An 18,646-nucleotide genomic window follows, 5' to 3' on the forward strand; every position below is an offset into this window, starting at 1 on the left:
ATCAAGGCAGGTGGAAGCTGTGCCTGACCGTCTCCCTTTTCAGCTTCAGTTCCCGCCATTCGTGCGTGAGGGTGGAGGAAGCCACCACGCCCCCTCCCGTGCACAGGGCCAGCCTGCGGCCCTGCCAGTACATGGAGCGGATGCCTACCAGGCAGAAAAAATCCCCGTCCAGCAGCAGGCCGAAGGGCGCGCCGAAATGGGGAGGGCAGCGCAGGCGGGAACGCCAGTCGTCCAGCTGGGCGAGCGTCTCCTCCGTGCGTGGCTGGGAACCCAGCGCGGGCGTGGGATGCAGCAGGCGAATCCAGTGGTCGGGCGGCAGGGGGCGGTCCGCCTCCAGCGTCAGGTAGGTGACGAAGTGGATCAGCGTGCCGAGATTCAGCACCCGGCGGGGCGTGCGGCTGACGCTGCCGCAGGGGGACAGGCGGGAGAGGATGCTCCCGGCCACGATTTCATGCTCCCGGATTTCCTTGTCGTCGTTGATGAATACGCCTTCATCCTCCGGCCGCGCCGTTCCGGCCAGGGCCATTGTGGTGAGGCGGCGGCCCTGCTGGTGGAACAGGGTTTCCGGAGACGCTCCGCAGAAGCCTTCCTTCTCCGTCCACCAGGCATAGGGATAATGGGAGGGGGAGCTTCCGAAGGCCCTGCGGATGAGTTCCCGCGGAACGTGCGGCGGCTGAAGCTCCCCGAACTGGGGTGTGGCCGGGACGCTCTTGACCAGGCGGCCGGAGGCGATCTGCCCCATTATTTCCGTGAACACCTGAGCATAGGCGTCCGGGGACGGGGCCTCCCAGCGGATTTCCGGAGCGGGGGGCAGTCCGTCCTCCGGCTCGGGAAGGGAATGCAAGGCAGCGGGAATCTTCCAGGGCAGGGGATCGTCCAGCCTGAACGTATTGACGTAAAAGGCGGCTCCGGATTCGGGAGGAACGGCCGATTCCCGGAACGGTCCTTCCCCCAGCAGCAGGCCGGCGAAAGGATGCTTGATGAGGGCTCCGGATGGTGAAAATGGCATTTCCATGGAAAAAGAATTTGGGAAGGGCGGGTCGCGTTTCAGCTGGATGCGAATGGCCGTCTATTCTTCCGGGAGGTCCTTGTTGTCCCGGTTGACGACGGCTTTGAATATGGAGAAAATGCTTTGGGAGCCAAAGACATCCTGAATGACGTCCTTTTGCCACAGGCGGCGCCGGTTCATGTACGTTAAAACTTCGTTGATCTTTTTTTCCGCGTAATTGAATTGGTAGGTCCGTCCGTATATTCCCAGGATATAAGCCTCTTTGAAGGAAAGGCTGTCGGATAACAGGGAAACGTAGTGTTCTCTTTCTTCGCCGGAAAAATTCGCATTTCCAAAGAGCATGTGGGCGAAAGAAAAGAACGATCTTAAAAACGGGGAAATGGAGGCATCCGCCTGGCGGATGGTATTTTCCTCGGAGAGGGAACGCTTTTTACAGTTTTGCAGCTTCAGGCCGACGGACTGAACGACGTCGAACAGATGGGAGAACCCTTCATGTCCGGTTTTCAGATAGGGAGACCGGCAATTCCTGTAAAAAGTGATTTGGGTGTTGTTGACCAGATTGTGCAGATGATGCAATTGGTTATAGAAGGAATTCTCAAACATTTGCCTGTTCATGAGGCATTGCTGCTCCGACAATTGCTTGCATTGCGTATATTGAAGCAGAATGGTGATGACCAGGCCGGAAAAAGCCAGCCCCGTGAACAGCGTGCTGGCCAGGATAAACTGGTTGGCAAATTCGGAAATGCTTGTCGGATAAGGCAGATGGGTTATTTGGGGAATGAAATGATGTTCCAGAACAAGTAACAAGATGATGAGAACAGGGGATACGAGCAGGAACCAGATGAGGTATTTGCGTTTGATGCAAATATGTTCGGAATCTTTTCCCGCATGAGGGGGAAGGGGATGATGACTGGATTCGGCTTGTTTCATATCGGTTCGGCGTCGTGTTCCGGAAAATCCGCGGCTTGTTCCTTCAAGGGCCATGCTAATGAATGCTTTTCCGGAATCAATGTTTTTCACCGGGTGCGCAGTGTGCATACGGGAAATGTCATGTCTTTTAGGTTGACGCTGGCGGAGCGGCAAGTAATCTTTAGCGAGCCTTTCCACGATTGCCGCCATGGATGATTCGACGCCTTCAACACTGTCCGCCGGGATTCCCGTAAAGGCCATGCTGGCGGAAGTGCGCAAGCCGCTGGGGCCGGTGTGGTGGTGCGTGTTTGTCGCCAGCGTTCTGCTGGCCGCCTGGGGCGTGGGGTGGAGTTCCTGGCGCATCGCCGCGGAAGGCGTGGGCGTGCTGGGGCTGAACAACAACGTGGTGTGGGGGCTGGACATCGTGCATTTCGTCTTCTGGATAGGGCTGGGGCATGCGGGCACCCTGATTTCCGCCGTGCTGCTGCTGACGCGCCAGTCCTGGAGAAGCCCGATCGCCCGCGGGGCGGAACTGATGACCCTGTGCGCGGTGGTGTGCGCCGCCGTGTTCCCCGTGGTCCACGTGGGGCGCGTCTGGATGGCCTGGATGGCCGGACCCCTGCCGGAGGTGAGCGGCATCTGGCCGGACATGGCCTCCCCCCTGATGTGGGACGTGATGGCCGTCAGCACGTACTTCCTGCTTTCCCTGACTTACTGGTACATTGGCCTGATTCCGGACTTCGCCCTGCTGCGCGACTGCTGCACGGGGCGCTTGAAACGCCGCTACGGGCTGCTGGCGCTGGGCTGGCAGGGAACCGGGCGGCAGTGGAGGGCCTATGAGAAGGCCAGCCTGCTGTTCGCCGCCATTCTGACCCCGCTGGTGGTCTCCGTCCATTCCGTGGTGAGCTTTGACTTTTCCGTGACCCAGGTGCCCGGCTGGCACCAGAGCATCTTTCCGCCCTATTTCGTGGGGGGCGCCATTTTGAGCGGCATGGCGATGGTGCAGCTGATTCTGCTGGCGGTGCGGCGGCTGATGGCCGGAAGCGGCGTGCGGGAGGCGATCACGCCCGCCATCCTGAATCTGAGTTCCAAATTCGTGCTGGCCCTGGCCCTGGTGATGGGGGCCATGTACCTGTGGGAGCACATGGCCGTGCTGCTGAATGGAGGCGCTCCGGAATTGTTCCCGGGACGGAATCCGGTGGGCGCCGTTTTCATGGCCGCCATGATCGCCGGGAACGTGGTTCTGCCCCAGTTGTTCTGGTTCCGCTCCCTGCGGACCAATCCGCTCGTCATCGTCGTGGTGGCTCTGGGGGTGCTTGCCGGCATGTGGATGGAGCGGTTCTGGATTGTGGTGGATTCCCTGAAGGCGTCCCTGCTGGCGGCCAATGCGGGGGATTACTTTCCCAGCCTGACGGACCTGGCCATGATGGCCGGAAGCGCGGGCCTGTTTACGGCCCTGTACATGATCCTGGTACGCGTCACGCCCTTCTTTTCCCTGTGTGACGTGCGGGAACAACAGTCTCTGGACAGGGAGGGCAGGGCATGAAAAAACGCATCGTATCCGGCTGGGTGCTTTCGTTCTCTTCCGAGGAGTCCCTCCTGGAAGCCGTTAAAGAGCTGTTGAAGGAGGAAGGTCTGCTCTGGGAAGTCTGCGCGCCTTATCCCTGCGCCGCCGTACGGCTGGCCAACCGCCATGCGGGACGGGCCGTGGGCGCGGGGGTGCGGCTGTGGGCGGTGGCGGGCGGCCTGTGCGGCTTTCTGGCCGTGGCCCTGTGGATTTACTGGACGCAGTTCTGTGCGGACCCCCTGGTGACGCAGGGCCGGGTGCAGGGCTGGGAAAGCTGGCCCGCCTATGTTCCGCCCCTGTTTGAAGGCACCCTGCTGGGCGCCGGAGTGCTGACCGCCCTGGGATTCCTGAAAGGGGCTTTTCTTCCCAAATGGTACGACTGGGCCTTTGACTGCGATTTTTTCAGGACGGATGAGCACGGAGACGGTTATTTTATCCTGCTGGAAGGAGAGGACGGAGAACGCGCCGCTGCGCTGGCCGTATCCCTGAATCCCGCGGCTGCCGAATATATTGGCGGGGAAGGAGGCCGTTCGTGAAAAGGGCCCTGGCGGTGGTTGCCGTTCTGGCTGTGCTGGCGGCAGGATGGTTCCTGGTTCATGACGACGGGGGCAGGAAAGCCGTTCCCCACATTTTTGACAACATGAGCGAGCGCCCGCTGACGGACGCGCAGCACGTGGAAGCCGCCTCCACCCCTGCGGGCAGGAAGGTCCGTTTGCTGCCTCCGCGCGCCGTGGCCCAGTCCGTGGGCGGGGCGTATGCCGCGCGGGACAGGGACCTCCGGGACGTTTTCGCAGGGGACGGCTCCTATTTTTCTTCCGGCCGGACGCAGGGAGGGGATGAGGAAGCCATGCCGCTGGAACTGGGCGGCGTTTCCCGGAGCCGGGACGTCCTGGCGGAGGGAAGGGTCTTGTACGCGGTGCACTGCGCCGTCTGCCACGGGCCGGACGGAAGCGGCCGGGGAAACATGGCCGCTTATGAATCCTACCCGCAGATAGGCTCGTTCCGGGATGAAAAGTATGCCTCCTATTCCCCCGGCAGGATGTTCCGGAGCATCCGCCTGGGGCAGGGCAACATGCCGGCCTTCGGCCATGTGCTGAGCGCGCGGGAAATCTGGTGCCTGGTGGCCGTCGTCCGGGAGATGCAGGCCGGCTCCTCCCCCGCAGAAAAAACGGAAAATTAAAGGAAAGACATTACTCATGAACAGGAATGCAGCATCAACCGGGCGGGAGCGCAGGGACAGGGCGGGATTCCGCTGGGCCGGGCGCTCCCTGGCGCTGGCTCTGTGGCTGATCTCCGCGCTTCTCTGGTGCGTGCTGATGCGCCAGTCCTACATCGCGATGCCGTGGGACGACATATCCGCCTTCGGCGTGAAACTTTATGAAATGCGCGGCCCCTTTGCCGCCGCCGGCATGAGCGTGGGGCTGCTGGGCACGGGTATCTGCCTGGGCTGCCTGTTCTGGCTCTGCCTGTCCTGCGTGACGGGGGCCGGATGGGGAATCTCCCTGCGGCGCGTGCTGGCCGCCGGATTGTGGGGGAGCCTTCCCGGCGTACTGACATTGGCGGGGACGGTCGGCTGCCTGACGACGGTAATTTTTCCGGAAGCGGCCCGCTACTGGGGTGTGGCGGATGTTTCATCCCCCGGCGTCCGGGCGTTCAGCGTGATGGACTGGTCCGATCTTTCCTGGTGGAACCCGGCGTGGCTGTACGTGCGCATGGGAATACTGGCGGTGCTGGCGTGGAGCATGGCCCAGATATGGATGACGCTGACCGCCGGGGATTCCGTCTGGAAGCGTTCCTTCCACCGCGGAGCCGCCGCCTTCAGCATGATTGCGGCGGTCATGGCGCTGGGCGTGCTGGGATTTGACGTGCTGGCCGGTCCGGGCGGCGCGGCGCTCTCCATGTTCCCCGTGTACATGATTGCCTGGGTTCTGCTTGCCTCCCTGGCGTTTGCCGTGCTGGCCGCCGTCTGCCTGAGAAGGCTGGAAGGCGGAAAATCCCTTTCATGGACCCGCATGGGCGGCATGCTGACGGCCATGGTGCTGATCAAGGCCTACATCACCTATTCCCAGTACCTTATCACCTGGTATGCCTCCATTCCCGGGGAAATGACCTTTTACACGGCGGCCCTGTCCGGGTGGTCCGGAGTGCTGGCCGCCGCGCTGGTTCTGGAGTTGCTGGTTCCCTTCCTCGTTCTTCTGTTCCCCGCGCTGCGGCACAGGCCCTCCGCACTCCTCTCCGTCTGCGCGTGCATCCTGGCCGGTTCCCTGCTGGAAGCCTGCTGGATATTCTGCCCGCGGCTGGGGCTGGAATTACATGCGTGGGGAACGTGGACGCCCCTTCTGCTGCTTCTGGCGGCGATGGGAGGCATTGCCGCCGTTTCCATCCTGGGCGCGCTGAGCGTCCGCAACGTATTTCCCCGGTCATGATGAAGAATTCCGCTCCCGCTCCGTCCGCTTCCGGCTTCCATCCGGCAGAGCGCCTGCCGCTCTTCTGGCTGGCGGCGGCCTGCGTGCTGGGCCTGTCATGGTCGCTGGCGTATGCCTTCGGCTTTCTCTTCGGAGAGCCTCTGCCGTGGCCGGCGGGGCGCCTGATGTTCGCCTTTTACGGAATTCTGGTTTATGGATGGGCCCTCCCGGTCCTGTTCTCCCGCATGAACGGCACGAAAGGGAAGTGGACCCGGCTGGCGGCGTGGTGCTGGCACGGCTGTCTGGTCCTGGGTTTGGCGTCCATTGCGGCCGGAGACGGCAGCGGGCTGCTGCTGATGCCCTTTGACTGGTGGGTCTGTCCTGTTTTTGCCCTCATTACCGCCGGAATGGCCTGCGCTGTGTGGTCGGGGCCGCTGGTGTGGCCTCTGCGCCTCCTGTTCTGCTCCTCCGCCGGGTGCATGGCCGCGGCCCTTCTGGTTCTGTGGCATACGCGGACCCTCTCCATGAACGGCCTGCTGGATTCCTCCTCCCTGGAAGCCTGCCTTTCCTGGGGGCTTGCCTGTGCGGCGCTGGGCGCCGGGGCGCTCCGGCTGGGGCTGGCGTCCGGCAGGTGGTTCCGCGTCTTGTCCGTCTGGATGGCCCTTGTGCTGGCGGCGGCTCCGCTGATCGGCGGCCTGGCCCGTTTGCGGGGATTTCCCGTGCCGTGGGCGCTTGCGGAGGCCGGCATGATATGGTCCTGGTGCGCTGCCCCGGCTGTCGTGCTGGCGGCTCTCTATCTGTGGACGGCCTCCGGAACGGAATCCGGAACATGGTTGAAAACGGGATGTTCCCTGCTGGCCCTGGCGGCGGCCTGGAACGCGTTTGCCGGAAGCCTGCCGGAAACGGCGCAGTTTTCCCTTTCCTCCTGGCATGAGGCGGAACTGTGGGCGTTCCTGGGGGCCGGAGTGCTGATGATGGCCGGCCGGCCCGCGGAAACCGGAAAACTTTCTCCGGCCTGGTGGATGCTGGCGGCGGGAATTGGCGGCGTGCTGCTGGCTTACGCGGTAGGCGTGGTCGCCTCCGTGGATGTGACGGCTTTTCCCTATGCGAAGCGTGCGGAACTGATGAGCGGCTGGGTGGGCTTGGCCGCCTGCGTGCATGCCGTAGCCATGCTTCCGTGCCTGGCGGGTGCCCTGTGGCTGTGGAAGCCGGATTCCGCCGGAAAACCGGATCAACCTGGAACCCTCCGCATGCTTCCGGCTCTGGGAACTGCCGTTGCTGTGATTTTCGTGGCTCTGGCGGCTGTCCTGCTGCATGCGCCTTCTCCTTCATCCCTGGAGGTCAAGCGCCCCGTCCAGGATGCGGAAGGCGCCCGTATCTACGCTGCGGAAGGGTGTGCGCTGTGCCATACCCAGGTGATCCGCCGCTCCATGTCCGGCAGGGACTGGCAGACGGCGATCGACCGGGGAACGGACCCGGATTTTCCCTACCGCGTCAGCGAACCGGAGGATGCGGATGCCGAATTCAACCGTGAAGGAGCGCCGCAAATGGGAGTGGCCTCCGTCGGGCCGGACTTGAGCAACGCGGCGGAATACGCGGCAGGCAGGCTGGAATATGAAGACGCCGTTTCCAGAAGCACGCGCCGTGCCGCCCAGCCGCAGGAATGGCTGGCCCTGCATCTCTACAATCCCCGGGAGCCCCAGTTCAGAACTCCCTGGAGCGTATGCGCCGCCATGCCGGGCATGTTTGAATACCGCCGGATTCAGGGGAATGCGCCTTCCGCCGGGGCTCTTCCCGTTCTCACGGAACCGGGGTGGGAGCTGGCGCCCTCTTCCCGCGGACGGCATCTGCTAGACTACCTGTCCTCCCTCAGAAGACTGGAGCCTGAACGAAAAAGAGACGCGGGGGATTCATTCGCGGAAATGTCCCATATCCATCCGGAATATGCCGCCCATCCCCCCGTAGTGGACAGGGAACGTCTGAAAAAGGCGCGCGCCGCCGCCGTGATGGAAAAGGGAAGGAGCGTCTATCTTTCCAAGTGCGCCATTTGCCACGGCAGCGACGGCATGGGGGACAAAGTGACGTATCCGCCCCTGGCCGGATCGGAATGGCTGAAGGAAAAGCCTGTCGCGGAAATCGTCAAGATCATTACCGAAGGGCTGACGGGGCCGATCACGGTGGCCGGAAAGGAATGGAACTCCACCATGCTTCCTCCGGGAGTTACGGACCCGCGCGACCTGGCGGACCTGCTGACCTTCCTGCGCCGCCACTTTGGCGGAATGGAAGGGGAAACCTACACGCCGGAACAGATAGAGGAGATGCGCTCCAGCAAGTAATTCCGTCAAGGGGGAATGGACTTGTGGAGGATTCCCCAGTCAGCTGCCGGCAGTCTCTTCCTGAAGCAGCGCTTTTACCGTTTCCGGTTCACCGCGTAAAACGGCGTTTTCCAGAGGAGTCCGGCCTTCCTTGTTCCGGATGGAAGGATCAGCCCCGGCATTCAGGAGAATGGCAAGCTCTTTCTCGTTCCGGTGGTAGTGCAGGGCCGTATTGCCCTGGTTGTCCTGCATGTTGGGATCGGCCCCGTTTTGCAGGCACCATTCCAGAAGTTCCTCGGAAAGTGAGCGGTTCAAAATGGGAAAGGATGAAAGGTCGGCTCCTTGTTGGCGCACCCATATGAGCAGCATTCCCTGCGTTTTGACATCGTCCGGAAGGGAGGCTTCAAGAATGCCTGCCAGTGCCGCATTCAGTTCATTCCTGTCTGCGCGGTAATTTCCTGTATTGATGCGGCGCAGGGATTCGACAAGAGAATGGTGAGTTCCGCCCGTCCGGGTGTGGAACATTTCAATCCTCCGCGCGATCTGGGTGTCCCGCGGCCTCCTTTCATATTCCCGCCACCAGCTGGCTCCCTCAACAACCAGAGCCACCAGAATTCCTGCGGCCACCCATTTTCTGGCCCGGGAAGTTTTCTGAGCAGGCGGGGAATAGGAATCCGTTTTGAAAATCATTCTGTCTTGATGCCATTTTTTTCACGTCTTGTCCACTCATCAATAAGGGCCGTTCTTCCCGCTGGAAAAACGGCCCCGGTTGAGATGGATAATACCGTGTTCAGCTCAGTGCTTCCACCAGCCTGTCTCCAAAGGCGGAGCAGGAGAGTTCCGTGGAGCCGGGAATCATTTCCGCAGACAGGATTCAAATTTGCAGGCTCTTTGTTCCGAATGAAAAGAATTGATGTTTAATTATTTATAATCAATAAATGTATTTTTTATTCCCTTTTCATAACATTTATTTTCCGCTTGATTCCTGCATTGTTTTAACCTTTCCTCTCATGTTCCGAAGGATGATTGGACAACGCATTAAACGTGTTGATAGGCTCAGGGAAGGTCGTCAGGCTACCGGAAGACTGATTGGTTCAGGCTTTCGTTCCTCTACAGTTGTCCATTGTGGATACTGCGGACTTGTTGAGAGGAAGAATAAGAGTCGGCTTGAAAAATATCAGCGGAAATGTGGTCAGGCTTCCCGATGTGATTGACGATCGTACGTCGGATTTCTTTTTCTACACAAGCTTGCAGGCCGGGAGGACCTACCGATTGAATTCCAGGGTAGGGAAAATCACCTTCTCTCAAGAGTTGCCATGTCTTGAGCTGTCTCCAGGAGAAGAATACAGGTTTGACATTCCCGTCGATATTTCCCAAATTTCCGAAAAATTGATGAAAGGGCAATCCGCTGAATTGGAAATGCTCTTCTGCAACTGGCATGGAACGGGATGTTTCCATGGCGTTCTGGAAACAACCGAGTCCGTACTTTTATGAAAAAACTTCTTCTTCCCTGCCTGATCCTGTTGACCTGCCTCCCGTCTTTTGGAGGCGGATTCAACTTTTGGCCGGAGAGCAAGGAGGTGGAATGTTCCGTTGTTCTGGCATCCGAACCTGTCGAGGCGGGCAAGCCTTTTCCGGATTTTACCCTGGTCTTTACCAATAAAAGCCGGAAAGAAGTGCGCCTGCTGGACAGCTTCTATCCTTCAAAATGTCTGAAACCGGATATCATTCTGGAGATATGGGATGGAGAAGCCAGAGAAATGGCTTATTACTGGGCGCGTTACCGTGTTGAACGCAGTGTAGAGAACACGAAGTTCGCCGTGTTGAAGCCCGGGATTCCCTTCCAGGTTCCTATCCGGGGGTTTGCGAAACATGTCATTTATCACCATCCCTTGGAAAGGGGGAAGAAGTATTTGATGAAAGTGACTTACCGGGACGGTTACGGCACACCGGGCCGTTCGGTAGGATACGTAGCAAGGAAGGAATTTGTGACAAAATGACTTTATGATAAAACCAGCCCCGTTCTTGCAACAAGAACGGGGCTTTTTCATGGAAAGAAGGCTCCACCTTCTACCCTGGAATCAGAAGGTACACAAGCTTTGCTCAACTGCTATAGCCAGTTAAGCTACGCAAAAGGAGGCATGAACACGATGAAGTGCGGGCATATATTGGAGGCTGGCTCAAGGAGAAACACATGGGACAAGTTGATGGATATCACGACAGTTGCGTCTTGTTTTTTATAAGTACGCATTTATATTTATATCATGTCATTATTGGAAAAATGGAAATTGTTGTTGCTCCTCCCATTCCTGTTCTTTGCCGGTATGCAGGAGATAAAGGCAGACAGTCCAAATGCCCCTCTCATGAATGAAGAGCAAATCATCTCCTGCCAGCAGGGCAACATGGAAGTTCTCTCTTCCTATCTGGGATCTGGCAATATGGTCGTCATGGCCTGTGTGTACAAGGCTGAATGGGAGCCTCCCTCTTCCAAAAACGGCAAGGGAAAGCTGACCTCATATGCCACTGTTGTCAGGTCGCCGCATCGAGACTTCCCGGTGGGAGCTAAAATAAGATGGATAAATTACATGGAGGAGGTCAGTGACATTCCCAAGGAGACGCTTGACCAGTGGCAGTCACTGGCAGGCAAGCTAATTTATATCATCAATCCCTGGCGGAAACTACAAAAGGAAGAAGGGGATATAGCCACCGCACAAGATGGCACCGAAGAAATATCGTACAGTTTCAACTTTCCTATTGCCGATCACACCTACTATAATAATTTGCGGGCTGTGCTGGACATCCCGGTTAAAACTGCCTCCTCTCCTCCCCGCGTAGCTACGCAGGCGGAGATTGACAATGACCATGATAATTTTCTCCGTGGGACAGCCCGGAAATTACGTCAAAACGACGTGGTCCTGGCTGTTATTATTTACAAATATGTAAGTACCGACCAGGGAACGACGTTTTACGCTCGTGTCATTCAATCTCTCCGGGGGGACATTCCGGTGGAAGCTCTGGTCAAGTGGACCAGTCCATATCAGAAACTGCCTGCGGGCAGTCCTCCGGTAACAAAAACAACTCTCAGTTGTTACTTAACGTATGTTCTCTCTGAGTCAAAGAACGTGAAAGAACTGGGGGAAGATCCAGAGGACTTTAAACCTGCATCCACCGTATATTCCTCACAGGTACTGCTGGGAGCCTACGATCTGGGTAATCATGTTGATTATTTCCCCATGACGGAGAGTGACCCGGGCCGTGCCATGAAAAAGCTCCTGCATATTGAACCGGCAAAAATTACCGCCGAATCGGAAGCAGCCCGCTTTAAACCGGAATCCGGCAAGTAGCCTGGTTTTCATCCCTTGCTTCCATTTTGGAAAAAGGAGGGGTGTGATTCTTTATCAAAGAATGTCCGGTTTCTTGGCATTTCTTGGTCCGCGGGAGGTTTTCTGAGCAGGCAGGGAATAGGAATCCGTTTTGAAAATTATTCTGTCTTGATGCCATTTTTTTCACGTCTTGTCCACTCACAACAAGGGGCCGTTCTTCCCGCTGGAAGAACGGCCCCGGTTGAGATGGATAATACCGCGTTCAGCTCAGGGCTTCCACCAGCCTGTCTCCAAAGGCGGAGCAGGAGAGTTCCGTGGAGCCGGGAATCATTTCCGCAAGGTCGAAGGTGACGGTTTTTCCGGAAATGGTTTGGTCAATGGCCTGGATAAGGAGGTCCGCGGCTTCCGTCCAGCCCATGTAGCGCAGCATCATTTCCGCGGACAGGATGACGGAGCTGGGGTTGGCCTTGTTCAGTCCCGCCAGTCTGGGGCCCGTTCCGTGGGTGGCTTCAAAGATGGAATGCCCGGTGAGGTAGTTGATGTTTCCGCCGGGGGCGATGCCGATGCCGCCTACCTGCGCGGCGAGCGCGTCGGAGATGTAGTCCCCGTTCAGGTTGAGCGTGGCCACGACGTCGAAGTTTTCCGGATGGAGCAGGATTTCCTGAAGAAAGGCGTCTGCAATGCAGTCCTTGATCACGATGCCGTTGGGAAGGCGGAGCCAGGGGCCGTCCCCAATGGGCTGGGCGCCGTATTCCCGGCGCGCCAGGTCGTAGCCCCAGTCGCGGAAGCCGCCTTCCGTGAATTTCATGATGTTGCCCTTGTGCACCAGCGTGACGCTTTCCCGGCCGTTTTCCACGGCGTAGTCGATGGCGGCGCGCACCAGGCGCTCCGTTCCTTCCCGTGACACGGGCTTGATGCCGAAGCCGGAACTTTCCGGGAAGCGTACTTTTTTCATGCGGTCCGGGAAGACGCGGCTCATGGTTTCAAAGAACAGCCTGGCGTCCTCGGAGCCTTCCTTGAATTCGATTCCGGCGTAGATGTCTTCCGTGTTTTCCCGGAAAACGACCATATCCACCTTTTCCGGGGCCTTCACGGGCGTTTCAATGCCGTTGAAATAGCGCACGGGGCGCAGGCAGACGAACAGGTCCAGGTCCTGGCGCAGGGTCACGTTCAGGCTGCGGATGCCGCCGCCGACCGGAGTGGTGAGGGGGCCCTTGATGCCGACCAGGTAGGTGCGGAACGCCTCCACCGTTTCTTCTGGGAGCCAGGTTCCCAGGTTGTCAAAGGATTTTTGTCCGGCGAAAACTTCATACCACGCGATGGAGCGCTTCCCCTGGTAGGCTTTGTTCACGGCCGCGTCAATCACGCGGGAGGCGGCCGCCCAGATTTCCGGGCCCGTTCCGTCACCGATGATGAAGGGGATGATGGGCCTGTCCGGCACGCAAAGCCTGCCGTTCTGCATGGTGACGGCCGCGCCGTCTGCGGGAGGGGTGAATGTTAAGTTGGCCATGACGTGCGTTCCTTTATAGGACGCGGCGCGCTTTGGCAAGATAAAAGAACGGCGCTTCCGGGCGTCCGTGCCTTTTCCGGAAGTCAGAACCAGCCGTCTTTTCCCGCGCTTTCCCGGGAATCCTCCGCTCTTTCCTGCAGGCGGCGCAGGAAGTTTTCTTCCGCCTGCCGCTTCAAGTCGCTTTCCATGATGTGTTTTCTGGCCGCCTCGTTGAGCTGGTTGACGGCAATGGCCGCATCCCGGTGGGTGAGCTTGTTCCAGAGGCCCGCGTCATCCCGAACCACGCGGAGGGAACCTTCGATCATCTCGCAGGAGACCAGTTTGCCGTGCAGGCCCTCCGCGGTGACGGGTCCTTTTCCCGCCGGGGGAATGATGATCCGGAGCGGCTCCGGGCCGTCCAGGTCAACGCCGCCGTGCGCCCGGTAGGCGGCTTTCAGGACCAGCGTTTTTTTGCTCCACCACCACGTGGTGGAATACTGGTATTCGTATTCGAACGTCCGTTCCACCGTCACCAGGTTGGCCACCTTTTTGTCATTCTGGACAATGAGGGTCAGGCCGCCGTGGTCGGAGGAGAATCCCTTGTTGATGAACGTCAGGCCCACTTCCTTTCCGGCCTCGATCAGTTTTTCGGCCACTTCCATGGGTTTTTCCACCGGAGCGGTGATGCAGGAGCGGATGCCCCAGAACAGCACGGCTAGTATTCCGGCAAGAACGGCGCCCCTGGTAATGACGATGGCCAGGGGGGAGTGGAGAAAGGATGAATGGGGAGGACGCATGAGAGAGGTTTCCGGGTATGCGGATGCGGCGGGTTGCCGGGAAAGTCAGGGTTCCGGGTCCTCATGGGAACCGTCCTTCCTGATGGGAGGAAGAAACATGGCCAGGAAGGCGAAGGCGATGACGGTCAGGTCGTCCAGCTGGCCTACTCCGGGAATGAAATCGGGAATCAGGTCAATGGGGGAAAAGGCGTAGGCCGCCGTCAGCAGGAGGAGTACCAGCTTCCTTTTGGTAAAAAGCCGTGGTTCTCCCTCCCGGCTGCGGAAATAGTTGATGGCCCGGACCAGCAACTGCTGATGGGGGGCGTTGGGAGGAGTGGAAAGTTTGTTTTTCATGTGATTGCGTAAGAGAATGTTTGCCGGAACGGAAGGATTGCCGTCCGCCGGGAATAACGGGAAGGAATGCAGACGGCGCCCGGAAAGAAGTCCGGCAATGGCGCATCCTGCTGTCCAGACGCCCTGAAAGTTCATTCGTGAGGGCGCGCAGGGCAGGGACCGCCTGGAGTCGTCCCTGATGGGAGTTTTGTTTTTCATGAGGGGTATGATGATGGAATTATCACACGCGCAACAGCCTGCGTCCAGAGCAATTATCTTGATGCCGGACTACCCGTGTGCTGTAATGAATGCATGAGACATGCCCTGTTTACCCTGATTACGTTGTGCGTGCTTTCCCTCTTTCCCGTATGCCCGGCTCATGACGCAGGGCATGACGGCGGCGAGGTGCAGCAAAAGGCCGGGTTTCCGGAAAAAAAGGAGCTGGACGGGAAAGTTCCCGCCGTGTTTCAAGGAGAATGCGCTCTTGAAAAGGGAGTCTGGATGGTCCGCATGGGGAAGCTGAACAATCATCAGCTGGACAAGGCCGTCATGGCCGGATTGGGGGAAGAGCATCCGGATTTTTCTCCTGCGGAAGGTAAAAAGTGTGCGGGGATAATTCCCGTTTCCGTCCCGAAGGGAGCGGAAGTCGAACCCGGGAAGTGGATGGTATCCGGAAAAAGGGCTTATGCGGTCAAAGAAGATACGTCCGAATGTGTCGCGCGTTTGAACGACCTTGTTCTGGAGTATTACAGCCGTGAAATCATGGATGGAATCAAGCGTTACATCGGCATTCTTGACCGGATGACGGACATGAAAAAATTCGCGGCCCTGAATGGGGAACTGGTTTCCTGCTGCGGGGAACTGGCCCAGTGGGTACTGGTGGAGTCAAGCGTGGGGATGGACGTTTACTTTGAATATATTCAACGGCACCAGGAACTGGTGGAACAACACGAAGCCCTGGAAAGTCAAATGAAGGAGGCGCTCCGCAGATGGCAGGACAGGTTCGGGATGGACGTGGAGACGATGGTGGATATCGTTACGGGAAAGCGTGAAGTACGTTTCTGGGGAATTCCCGTTTCATTTTCCGCCGACGTATTGCGGGATATTGTCGTCCGGCTGAGAGATTGAGACAAGGGAAACCGGGTATCGGGAAGAAGCGTTTTCCGGAGACGTGCCCGGCGAGGCCGTTTCCGGCTCCCCGAAAACGGGAAAGAGTTCCCTTTGCTTTTCCAATTTTCCGGTTAAAAAGCGTCTCCGGCGGCTCTGTGCACCCTGGGCGGCAGGGCGGCATTGACACGGGCGGGGGGAGTCGTTACTCTCCTGCCGCATAATAATGATCAGTTTTACGAATATCAGCGGGGCCGAAGAGATCGGGGCCAATTGTTATCTGCTTGAAATGGACGGCACCCGGGTAGTGCTTGACAGCGGGATGCACCCCAAGAGGGAGGGGCTGGCGGCCATGCCGCAGTTTGACGTTCTGGAACCCAATTCCGTGGAAGCCGTTTTCCTGAGCCATTCCCATCTGGACCATCTGGGCACCTTGCCCGTGCTGCAGGAGAAGCAGCCCGCGGCGGAAGTATTCATGACGCCCGCCGCCGCCGCCCTGTCTGAAGTGATGCTGCATAATTCCGTGAACGTGATGAGCGCCAAGAGACTGGACCTGGGCATCGTGGAATATCCCTTCTTCACCCATGCGGACCTGGACCGGCTGTCCGACTCCTGGAACGCCAAGTCCTGCAATGAGGTGTTCCGCGTGGGCTTCCGCCAGAATCTGCTGGCCACCTTTTACGATGCCGGGCACATTCTGGGGTCCGCCGGGGTAATGCTGGAGAGCGAGTCCGGCCATACGGTGTTTTATACCGGAGACGTGCAGTTTGAGAACCAGAGCATGATTCCGGGAGCGGATTTCCCAGAATCCGGCGTAGATACGCTGATTATGGAATGCACGCGCGGCGGCTTCCAGCGCAGCGCCCATTATTCCCGGCCCGAGGAAATGGTGCGGTTCGGACAGGCCATTGCGGATACGCTGGAACGCGGGGGCGCGGTTCTGATCCCCGTATTCGCCATCGGCAAGAGCCAGGAAATGCTATTCAACATCCACCGTTTCAAGCAGCAGGGCGTGATCCCGGCCAATACGCCCGTGTACTTCGGCGGCCTGAGTGCGAAAGTGTCTTTATTATATGACCGTTTTTCCGGGCTGACCCGGCGGCACGACCACGATTTCAAGCTCAAGGAGGAGATTCAGACCGTGCCGCTTCCGCGCAAGGGGAAAGCTCCGCTGGTCTGCACTCCCGGTAACATTTACGTGGTTTCCAGCGGCATGATGACGGAGAAGACGCTCTCCAACGTGATGGCGGAGCAGGTGCTTCCCCATGAGAAAAACGCCATTCTTTTCGTAGGGTATGCGGACCCCGATTCCCCTGCGGGCCAGCTGAAGACGACACCGCACGGCGAACTGGTCAAGATGAGGCCCAACGGGCAGCCGGTGCGCCGCAAATGCACGATTGACTGCTTTGATTTTTCCGGCCACGCCACCCGCGATTCCCTGGTGGATTACGCCGTGAAGCTGAAGCCTAAACAGGTGATTCTGGTGCACGGGGATCCGGACGCCGTGGAATGGATGCACGACACGCTGGCTTTCCGCATGCCGGATGCCGAGATCATCGCCCCCGTTCCGGGAAAACGCTATACGTTCGACTCATGAGCTTCACCGGACAGAGAAAAGGCAGGCTGATCGTCTTTGAAGGCATTGACGGGACGGGGAAGTCCACCCACATCGGCCATTTGAGAAAGTATCTGGAAGACAGGGGCGTGGAAGTCGTGCAGAGTTTTGAACCCACGCGCGGCCCATGGGGCCGAATGCTCCGGGATTCCGCCGTGACGGGCCGCCTGTCCGTGCGGGAGGAGGTGGACCTGTTCCTGAAGGACAGGCGCGAACACGTGGAAACGCTGATTGCCCCGGCATTGGCCCGCGGCGCGTGGGTGCTGCTGGACCGCTATTACCTTTCCATGATGGCCTACCAGGGCGCCCGCGGGGTGGACCCTGCCTCCATCCGCGCCGCCAATGAAGAATTCGCGCCCGTGCCGGATGCCGTGGTCTGGCTGGATATTCCCGTTTCCGCAGCCCTGGAGCGCATCGGCAGCCGCGGGGAACGCGACGCGTTTGAAACGGAAGCCGGACTGACCGCCTGCCGCAGCGTTTTTGCCTCCGTTCATGAACCCTGGATGCTCCGCGTGGATGCGGACGCCGGACAGGAGGAAGTGGCGCGAAGAGTCCGGGAGGCCTTGCGGGAGTTTTTGCCGGAAAATACGGTGGAATAAGGATTGAGGGCCGGACCAGGCATCACAGCCGGAATCCGGATATTTTCCTCTGGCCTCTCTGCCCTTGATTTTTGATGACCGGGCTTATTGATCCGCGTAAACCGTCGGATCGGGGATTCCGGCTTCGCGGAAGGCTTCCCGGCGTTCCAGGCAGGTGGAGCAGGTTCCGCAGTGGATGCGGCCCCCCTTGTAGCAGGAATAGGTGCGGGAGAAGTCCACGCCCAGTTCCTGGCCCATCCGGGCGATGCCTCCCTTGGAGGAGTGGATGAAGGGGCGCAGGATGCCCAGCCCGGCGTAGGTCCCCAGCCGGATGGCTTCCGTCATGGCCGCCATGAATTCCTCCCGGCAGTCCGGGTAGATGCTGTGGTCCCCGGAATGGGCGGCAATGACGAGCTGCTGCGCGCCGTGGCTTTCCGCAATCCCCGCCGCCATGGACAGGAAAATGCCGTTGCGGAAAGGGACGACGGTCTGCTTCATCAGTTCTGCGTCGTATGTTCCGTCCGGAATATCGTCCGCGCCGGAAAGAAGAGCGGATTTCAAATGGGCGGCAATAGGGGTGATGTCGACAATGCGGTGTTCTACGCCGAGACTGGCCGCCTGCCACGCGGCGCATTCCAGCTCCCGTTCGGCGTGGTTGGAGGCATAGTCAAAGCTGAGGGCCAGCTTCACGTGGTGGTTTTTGTGCGCCCAGTGCAGGGCCACGCTGGAGTCCAGGCCTCCGCTGAGCAGAACGGCGGTTTCCATTCTTTCCATGGCGGTCTTCAAGGGTTAAAGGGGGCGGTTTTCAGGATTGTGCTCGGCCATGGCGGTGAGCTGGATGCCGCCGCGGGGGGAGAACCTGCCCTCCACCTTCAGCCAGCGGGGGGAGATGGCCGCCACGAGGTCGTCCGTGATGCGGTTGACGATTTGTTCGTTGAAGGCGGGATAGTTGCGGTAGGAAGCCAGGTAGTACTTGAGGGACTTGGTTTCCACACAGTGTCCGTCCGGCACGTAGGTGATCGTCAGGTGGCAGGAATCCGGCTGGCCGGTGACGGGGCAGAGGGAGGAAAATTCGTGCGTGTCCAGCGTGATGGTGTAGGGGCGGGTGCCGCGGTTGGGGAAGGATTCCAGCTTGGCGTCGTCCGGACTGGTGAAGAAGGAGCTTTGGGAGCCGAGAAGGGTCAGATTGTCAGACATGGTTGGTTGATATGATGGTGAAG

General features: G+C 59.0%; 19 protein-coding genes. 10 read left to right on the forward strand and 9 right to left on the reverse strand.

What is annotated here, in order from left to right:
- Position 1: 1 nt before the first annotated feature.
- Positions 2-1,009: a chorismate-binding protein gene (locus tag OQH67_RS11405; protein ID WP_215458969.1), complete on the reverse strand. Its 1,008-nt coding sequence runs from the start codon at positions 1,007-1,009 to the stop codon at positions 2-4.
- Between the two features lie 60 nt (positions 1,010-1,069).
- Complete coding sequence (locus OQH67_RS11410; protein WP_215433863.1) at positions 1,070-1,939, reverse strand: hypothetical protein; 870 nt, start codon at positions 1,937-1,939, stop codon at positions 1,070-1,072.
- Between the two features lie 187 nt (positions 1,940-2,126).
- Here OQH67_RS11410 and nrfD point away from each other — a divergent pair, with 187 nt between their 5' ends.
- Genes nrfD through OQH67_RS11435 form a run of 5 tightly spaced genes read left to right on the forward strand, consistent with a single transcriptional unit; the run spans position 2,127 to position 8,226 of the window.
- On the forward strand, positions 2,127-3,464 hold the full coding sequence (nrfD, locus tag OQH67_RS11415; protein WP_215433861.1) for an NrfD/PsrC family molybdoenzyme membrane anchor subunit: 1,338 nt from the start codon (positions 2,127-2,129) through the stop codon (positions 3,462-3,464).
- The gene (locus OQH67_RS11420) at positions 3,461-4,021 is read left to right on the forward strand and encodes a quinol:electron acceptor oxidoreductase subunit ActD (protein WP_215433859.1); all 561 of its coding nucleotides are present in this window, start codon (positions 3,461-3,463) and stop codon (positions 4,019-4,021) included. The genes nrfD and OQH67_RS11420 overlap by 4 nt, the downstream gene beginning before the upstream one ends.
- Positions 4,018-4,665 carry a c-type cytochrome gene (locus OQH67_RS11425; protein ID WP_215433857.1) on the forward strand — a complete coding sequence of 216 codons (648 nt, stop codon included), beginning with the start codon at positions 4,018-4,020 and terminating at the stop codon, positions 4,663-4,665. Before OQH67_RS11420 ends, OQH67_RS11425 begins: the two co-directional genes overlap by 4 nt.
- A gap of 16 nt (positions 4,666-4,681) precedes the next feature.
- Entirely contained in the window at positions 4,682-5,911 is a 1,230-nt protein-coding gene (locus OQH67_RS11430) for a hypothetical protein (RefSeq protein ID WP_215433855.1), read from the forward strand.
- Positions 5,908-8,226, forward strand: a complete 2,319-nt coding sequence (locus OQH67_RS11435; RefSeq protein ID WP_215433853.1) for a c-type cytochrome — start codon at positions 5,908-5,910, stop codon at positions 8,224-8,226. Before OQH67_RS11430 ends, OQH67_RS11435 begins: the two co-directional genes overlap by 4 nt.
- Before the next feature lie 39 nt (positions 8,227-8,265).
- Here the strand turns inward: OQH67_RS11435 and OQH67_RS11440 are convergent, their stop codons facing one another.
- Both OQH67_RS11440 and OQH67_RS11445 read right to left on the reverse strand, forming a co-directional pair.
- Positions 8,266-8,895, reverse strand: coding sequence for an ankyrin repeat domain-containing protein (locus OQH67_RS11440; RefSeq protein ID WP_215433851.1), 630 nt, complete (start codon positions 8,893-8,895; stop codon positions 8,266-8,268).
- A gap of 420 nt (positions 8,896-9,315) precedes the next feature.
- Positions 9,316-9,663 carry a hypothetical protein gene (locus OQH67_RS11445; protein ID WP_215433849.1) on the reverse strand — a complete coding sequence of 116 codons (348 nt, stop codon included), beginning with the start codon at positions 9,661-9,663 and terminating at the stop codon, positions 9,316-9,318.
- A 218-nt stretch (positions 9,664-9,881) separates the two neighbouring features.
- Between OQH67_RS11445 and OQH67_RS11450 the strand changes: the two genes are divergently transcribed.
- Entirely contained in the window at positions 9,882-10,205 is a 324-nt protein-coding gene (locus OQH67_RS11450; RefSeq protein WP_215458915.1) for a hypothetical protein, read from the forward strand.
- 264 nt (positions 10,206-10,469) lie between these two features.
- Positions 10,470-11,549 (forward strand): hypothetical protein, encoded by a 1,080-nt coding sequence (locus OQH67_RS11455; RefSeq protein ID WP_251828198.1) that lies wholly within the window; start codon positions 10,470-10,472, stop codon positions 11,547-11,549.
- A gap of 241 nt (positions 11,550-11,790) precedes the next feature.
- Here OQH67_RS11455 and icd read toward each other — a convergent pair whose 3' ends face one another.
- The 3 genes from icd to OQH67_RS13185 all read right to left on the reverse strand — a co-directional run bounded on the left by icd (position 11,791) and on the right by OQH67_RS13185 (position 14,147).
- Entirely contained in the window at positions 11,791-13,038 is a 1,248-nt protein-coding gene (gene icd, locus OQH67_RS11460; protein WP_215433845.1) for an NADP-dependent isocitrate dehydrogenase, read from the reverse strand.
- 83 nt (positions 13,039-13,121) lie between these two features.
- The gene (locus OQH67_RS11465) at positions 13,122-13,814 is read right to left on the reverse strand and encodes a DUF4230 domain-containing protein (protein WP_215433843.1); all 693 of its coding nucleotides are present in this window, start codon (positions 13,812-13,814) and stop codon (positions 13,122-13,124) included.
- Between the two features lie 45 nt (positions 13,815-13,859).
- Positions 13,860-14,147, reverse strand: a complete 288-nt coding sequence (locus OQH67_RS13185; RefSeq protein ID WP_412249856.1) for a YkvA family protein — start codon at positions 14,145-14,147, stop codon at positions 13,860-13,862.
- A 291-nt stretch (positions 14,148-14,438) separates the two neighbouring features.
- On the opposite strand from OQH67_RS13185, the gene OQH67_RS11475 reads away from it, so the two are divergent.
- From OQH67_RS11475 to tmk, 3 genes are all read left to right on the forward strand, one after another.
- The gene (locus OQH67_RS11475; RefSeq protein ID WP_215433841.1) at positions 14,439-15,254 is read left to right on the forward strand and encodes a hypothetical protein; all 816 of its coding nucleotides are present in this window, start codon (positions 14,439-14,441) and stop codon (positions 15,252-15,254) included.
- A 205-nt stretch (positions 15,255-15,459) separates the two neighbouring features.
- A complete protein-coding gene (locus tag OQH67_RS11480; RefSeq protein ID WP_215433840.1) occupies positions 15,460-16,830 on the forward strand; it encodes an MBL fold metallo-hydrolase in 1,371 nt (456 codons plus the stop codon).
- Entirely contained in the window at positions 16,827-17,447 is a 621-nt protein-coding gene (tmk, locus tag OQH67_RS11485; RefSeq protein WP_215433839.1) for a dTMP kinase, read from the forward strand. Before OQH67_RS11480 ends, tmk begins: the two co-directional genes overlap by 4 nt.
- A gap of 84 nt (positions 17,448-17,531) precedes the next feature.
- Here the strand turns inward: tmk and queC are convergent, their stop codons facing one another.
- The gene (gene queC / locus OQH67_RS11490) at positions 17,532-18,200 is read right to left on the reverse strand and encodes a 7-cyano-7-deazaguanine synthase QueC (protein ID WP_215433833.1); all 669 of its coding nucleotides are present in this window, start codon (positions 18,198-18,200) and stop codon (positions 17,532-17,534) included.
- 15 nt (positions 18,201-18,215) lie between these two features.
- Entirely contained in the window at positions 18,216-18,623 is a 408-nt protein-coding gene (gene queF, locus OQH67_RS11495; protein ID WP_215433832.1) for a preQ(1) synthase, read from the reverse strand.
- Between the last annotated feature and the right edge of the window lie 23 nt (positions 18,624-18,646).

The sequence above is a fragment of the Akkermansia biwaensis genome (genome assembly GCF_026072915.1).
GTDB classification, from domain to species: domain Bacteria; phylum Verrucomicrobiota; class Verrucomicrobiia; order Verrucomicrobiales; family Akkermansiaceae; genus Akkermansia; species Akkermansia biwaensis.

Bases quoted from the DNA above. Each gene is read 5' to 3' on its own strand.
- OQH67_RS11405 (WP_215458969.1), bottom strand. From the start codon at position 1,009: ATGCCATTTTCACCATCCGGAGCCCTCATCAAGCATCCTTTCGCCGGC.
- OQH67_RS11410 (WP_215433863.1), bottom strand. From the start codon at position 1,939: ATGAAACAAGCCGAATCCAGTCATCATCCCCTTCCCCCTCATGCGGGA.
- nrfD (WP_215433861.1), top strand. From the start codon at position 2,127: ATGGATGATTCGACGCCTTCAACACTGTCCGCCGGGATTCCCGTAAAG.
- OQH67_RS11420 (WP_215433859.1), top strand. From the start codon at position 3,461: ATGAAAAAACGCATCGTATCCGGCTGGGTGCTTTCGTTCTCTTCCGAG.
- OQH67_RS11430 (WP_215433855.1), top strand. From the start codon at position 4,682: ATGAACAGGAATGCAGCATCAACCGGGCGGGAGCGCAGGGACAGGGCG.
- OQH67_RS11435 (WP_215433853.1), top strand. From the start codon at position 5,908: ATGATGAAGAATTCCGCTCCCGCTCCGTCCGCTTCCGGCTTCCATCCG.
- OQH67_RS11440 (WP_215433851.1), bottom strand. From the start codon at position 8,895: ATGATTTTCAAAACGGATTCCTATTCCCCGCCTGCTCAGAAAACTTCC.
- OQH67_RS11445 (WP_215433849.1), bottom strand. From the start codon at position 9,663: ATGGAAACATCCCGTTCCATGCCAGTTGCAGAAGAGCATTTCCAATTC.
- OQH67_RS11455 (WP_251828198.1), top strand. From the start codon at position 10,470: ATGTCATTATTGGAAAAATGGAAATTGTTGTTGCTCCTCCCATTCCTG.
- icd (WP_215433845.1), bottom strand. From the start codon at position 13,038: ATGGCCAACTTAACATTCACCCCTCCCGCAGACGGCGCGGCCGTCACC.
- OQH67_RS11465 (WP_215433843.1), bottom strand. From the start codon at position 13,814: ATGCGTCCTCCCCATTCATCCTTTCTCCACTCCCCCCTGGCCATCGTC.
- OQH67_RS13185 (WP_412249856.1), bottom strand. From the start codon at position 14,147: ATGAAAAACAAACTTTCCACTCCTCCCAACGCCCCCCATCAGCAGTTG.
- OQH67_RS11475 (WP_215433841.1), top strand. From the start codon at position 14,439: ATGAGACATGCCCTGTTTACCCTGATTACGTTGTGCGTGCTTTCCCTC.
- OQH67_RS11480 (WP_215433840.1), top strand. From the start codon at position 15,460: ATGATCAGTTTTACGAATATCAGCGGGGCCGAAGAGATCGGGGCCAAT.
- tmk (WP_215433839.1), top strand. From the start codon at position 16,827: ATGAGCTTCACCGGACAGAGAAAAGGCAGGCTGATCGTCTTTGAAGGC.
- queC (WP_215433833.1), bottom strand. From the start codon at position 18,200: ATGGAAAGAATGGAAACCGCCGTTCTGCTCAGCGGAGGCCTGGACTCC.
- queF (WP_215433832.1), bottom strand. From the start codon at position 18,623: ATGTCTGACAATCTGACCCTTCTCGGCTCCCAAAGCTCCTTCTTCACC.